General features: G+C 73.0%; 5 protein-coding genes. 2 read left to right on the top strand and 3 right to left on the bottom strand.

What is annotated here, in order from left to right:
* Both BKE38_RS27320 and BKE38_RS27315 read left to right on the top strand, forming a co-directional pair.
* The coding region (locus tag BKE38_RS27320) for a pentapeptide repeat-containing protein (RefSeq protein ID WP_207553693.1) at positions 1-583 on the top strand (583 nt) is incomplete at its 5' end.
* 82 nt (positions 584-665) lie between these two features.
* A complete protein-coding gene (locus BKE38_RS27315; RefSeq protein ID WP_076960340.1) occupies positions 666-932 on the top strand; it encodes a DksA/TraR family C4-type zinc finger protein in 267 nt (88 codons plus the stop codon).
* On the opposite strand, the gene BKE38_RS27310 is transcribed toward BKE38_RS27315, so the two are convergent.
* From BKE38_RS27310 to BKE38_RS27300, 3 genes are all read right to left on the bottom strand, one after another.
* A complete protein-coding gene (locus BKE38_RS27310) occupies positions 933-2,024 on the bottom strand; it encodes a PQQ-dependent sugar dehydrogenase (protein ID WP_242662588.1) in 1,092 nt (363 codons plus the stop codon). It lies immediately after the preceding gene.
* Between the two features lie 71 nt (positions 2,025-2,095).
* Positions 2,096-2,425 carry a thioredoxin TrxA gene (gene trxA, locus BKE38_RS27305; protein ID WP_076960338.1) on the bottom strand — a complete coding sequence of 110 codons (330 nt, stop codon included), beginning with the start codon at positions 2,423-2,425 and terminating at the stop codon, positions 2,096-2,098.
* A gap of 128 nt (positions 2,426-2,553) precedes the next feature.
* Positions 2,554-3,776: YjbH domain-containing protein (locus BKE38_RS27300; protein ID WP_165694301.1), on the bottom strand; the 1,223-nt coding region annotated here is incomplete at its 5' end.

Raw genomic sequence — 3,776 nt, 5'->3', positions numbered from 1 at the left:
CCTGCAGCTGCAGGGCGGGCGACGCGGCGTCGATCTGCGCCAGGCCCGGCTCGGTGGACTGTGGATCGGCGGCGGCGACCTGCGCGATGCCCGGCTCGCGGGCGCCGAAATCGGAAGGCTCGTGCTGAGCGCCATCGGCGACGACGTCGTCGATCTGCGCGGCGCCGATCTGTCGGGGCTGGTGGTGGGCGACGGCAACATGAACCGGGCCTGGCTCGACGGCGCGCGGCTGGACGGGGCGAAGCTGCACGGCGTGACGCTGCACCGGGCCAGGCTGCGGGGCATTGCCGGACGGGAGGTCAGCCTGGGGAATGCCGAGCTCACCGAGACCGACCTCGCCGGCGCCCGCCTTACCCGCAGCGACCTGCGCCGGGCCGACCTGCGCGGCGCGGCGCTCGACCGGGCGGTGCTGCGCGAGGTCGACCTGCGCGACGCCCGGCTGGAGGAGGCCGACCTTTCCACCGCCCGGATCGAGGCCAGCCGCTTCGAGGGCGCGACCTATGACTGCCTGACCCGCTGGCCACGCGGCCTCGACGCGGCGGCGCTGGGCGCGCGGAAGCTGGAGAACCCCGCCTGCCCGTGAGGCACGGCCACGCTTGGCGCGGTCACCCCGCCTCCCCAGGTCAAGCCATCGCAGGAACCAGGAACCAGGAACGGACAGGACAATGGCCAGCGGCTGGGCCCCGGACGGGGCGGTGCAGGACCAGATCGACGACACGGTCAGCGACGCCGTGCAGCGGGCGCGGGCCCGGCTGGCCGTGCCCGGCGGCGGCAACCTGCATTGCGAGGACTGCGGCGAGGACATTCCCGAGGCGCGGCGGCGGGCGCTGCCCAATGCTCGCACCTGCGTCCCCTGCCAGTCGGAGCGCGATGCCCGTCCCGCCGCCTACGGCATCAACCGCCGCGGCAGCAAGGACAGCCAGCTGAAATAGCTACTCGGCCGGGACCAGCCGCAGCACCCGCCCGCGCGATTCATCGGTCAGCACGTACAGAAAGCCGTCCGGCCCCTGCAGCACGTGGCGCAGCCGGGTCTGGTTCCAGAGCAGTCTTTCTTCCGAAACCACCCGGTCGCCGTCCAGCGTCAGGCGCAGCAGGCCGGCGCTGCTCAGCGTCGCCAGGAACAGGTTGCCGCGCCAGGCCGGGAAGGCGTCGCCGGTGTAGAAGCCCGCGCCCGAGGGGCTGATCGAGGGCACCCAGAAGCGCTCGGGGTCCTGCATGCCGGGCCGCGATTCCGCCTCGTGGATCGGCAGGCCGCTATAGGCCCGGCCATGGCCGACCACCGGCCAGCCAAGATTGGCGCCGGCGGCGGGCAGGTTGACCTCGTCGCCGCCGCGCGGGCCCATCTCGACCTCGAAGAGGCTGCCAGTCGCCGGGTTGATCGCCAGGCCCTGCGGGCTGCGCAGGCCATAGGCGTAGATTTCCGGGCGAACGCCCTCGCGGCCGAGGAAGGGATTGCCCGGGGCGGGCTTCCCGTCGCGGTCCAGGCGCAGCAGCTTGCCGGCCAGGTCGCCCAGGTCCTGGGCGCGCTCGGAGACACGCTGGCGGTCGCCGGTGGTGAGGTACAAAAAGCCCTCGCCGTCGAAGGCGATGCGGCAGCCAAAATGGCCGTTGCCGGACTGGGCCGGGCCGGCGTCCAGGATCGGCTGCACCACGTCCAGCGAACGCGCATCGGCGGCCAGCCGCGCGCGGTACAGCCGGGTCAGGCTGCCGCCGCGCGCCGGGGCGGCCGCGCAGAAATACAGGTCACGGGTGGTGGCGAAATCGGGGGCGAGCTGGATGTCCAGCAGCCCGCCCTGCCCCGCGGCGGCGACGGCCGGCACGTTGGACAGCGGGGCCGAGACGCGGCCCTCGGGCGAGACCAGGCGCAGGCGGCCGGGGCGCTCGGTGACCAGCAAATTGCCATCGGGCAGGAAGGCGGCGCCCCAGGGATGCTCCAGGCCTTGCGCGAAGGGCTGCAGGCGGAAGCGCGTCGCCTCGCTCTGGACCAGACCCGGCGGCAGAGGCGCTTGGGCACAGGCCGCCACCGGCAGCCCCATGCCCAGGAGAAGCGCGAGGCCGGCCGCGCGCAGCGACCGGCCCCGATCGGACAGGAAGATCAGGCCAGGGCCCCGGCGATCCAGTCCTTCATCTGGCTGCGCGGCATGGCGCCGACCTTGGTCTCGACCGGCTTGCCGTCCTTGAACAGGATCATGGTCGGGATGCCGCGGACCGCGAAGTCGTTCGGGGTCATCGGGTTCTCGTCGATATTGACCTTGGCCACGGTCAGCTTGCCGGCATATTCGGCGGCGATCTCATCGAGGATCGGCGCCACCATGCGGCAGGGGCCGCACCATTCGGCCCAGAAATCGACCAGCACGGGGACAGAGGCCTCCAGCACGTCCTGCTTGAAGCTCTCGTCGCTGACGGCTTTGGTGAGTTCGCTCATGATAAAGGTTCCTGGCGCGCCCGGCCGGGAGCGGCCCGCGCGCATTGCGTCACCTGCTAGAGTCGGGATGCGGGGCCGCGCGGTCAAGCGTCGCCGCGGCGATAGCCGGAATGCGACCCGCGGGCTTGTCAGCGGCCGAAGCCGGCCATGCCGCGCGACAGGGCGTCGGCGCGGCCGTCGCGGCTGACCTCCCAGAGCGGGTTGTCGACCGCCAGCATCTGGCCGCCGTCGCGCTGGACGGGGCGGATCAGCGCGGTGCCGCGGGCCCGGCTGGCGCGGCCGAAGAGGTCGAGGGGCAGGCGGACATAGATGCCCTTGTCGAAGGAGCCCTCGCCGAAACGTGCGGCGGAGACGTCGGTGAAGGTGGCGAAGCCGCCGACTTCGATGCCCGAATCGAAGCGGCGGCCGAGTTCCACCGTCACCCCCCAGTCGCCCGCCAGGTACCGCCCGGCGCGGAGGATGCCGTAGAGGTTCCACCAGGGCAGCTCGGCATAGAGGCTGGCGTGGCCGGTGACGACGGAATAGTCGCGCAAGCCCAGCCGCTGGTCGAATGCGCGCTGGGTGACCCAGTTCAGGTCGAGGCCGATCGCAAAAGGCTTGTCCACTGGCCGCCACAGGATCTCGGAGGAAAAGCCGGCGAACATCGGCTCCAGCCAGCCCGCGGTGCCGCGGGCGAAGAGGTCCGGGCCGGCGTTCCAGATCCGCTCGGCATAGAGGGTGGAGAGCGCGGTGCTGCCCTCGCGGGCATAGCGGGCATAGTCGCTGCGCACATGCGGCAGGCGGCTGTCGGAAGGCAACCCGCCCTCCAGATTGCCCAGCAGCGACTGCTGGACCGAGGCGGCCAGCGCCCAGCCGGCGCCGAGCTCGATCCGCCCGCCCAGCGCGACGCCCGCCTGCCAGCGCAGGGTGCGCGACGGGTCGCCGAGCGCCATGTTGACCCGCGGCCCGGCCTGCCAGCTCCAGAAGGGGCCTTCGTTCTCGACGGCGCCCGGGGTGATGGCGCCGGTCGCGGGCAGCAGGCGGGCGGTGGCCCAGGCCTCCTCCGGGGAGGCGCGGTTTCGGGCCACCGCTTCCAGCGCGGCGCGGGGGATTTCCAGCACCGCGACCTCGACGCGGGCCTGCCACCAGCGCAGCCGCAGCATCTCGATGTCGCGCGGCAGGGCAGGCTGCACCGCCCGCAGCACGCGCGACGCCACCTGCGCCAGGCTGCGGTAATCGCCGCCGGCCAAGGCGAGCTCGGCGGTGCCGCCTTCCTCGGCATAGGCCAGCGGCAGGAAGCCGTTTTCCTGCAGCGCCGCGAAGACGGCCTGCGCGGTGGCGGCCTCGTCGCGGGGCGCGGCGGGGGCGCCAC

It is taken from the genome of Teichococcus deserti (assembly GCF_001982615.1).
Lineage (GTDB): Bacteria > Pseudomonadota > Alphaproteobacteria > Acetobacterales > Acetobacteraceae > Pseudoroseomonas > Pseudoroseomonas deserti.
This window is presented reverse-complemented; position numbering and strand designations above follow the sequence as displayed.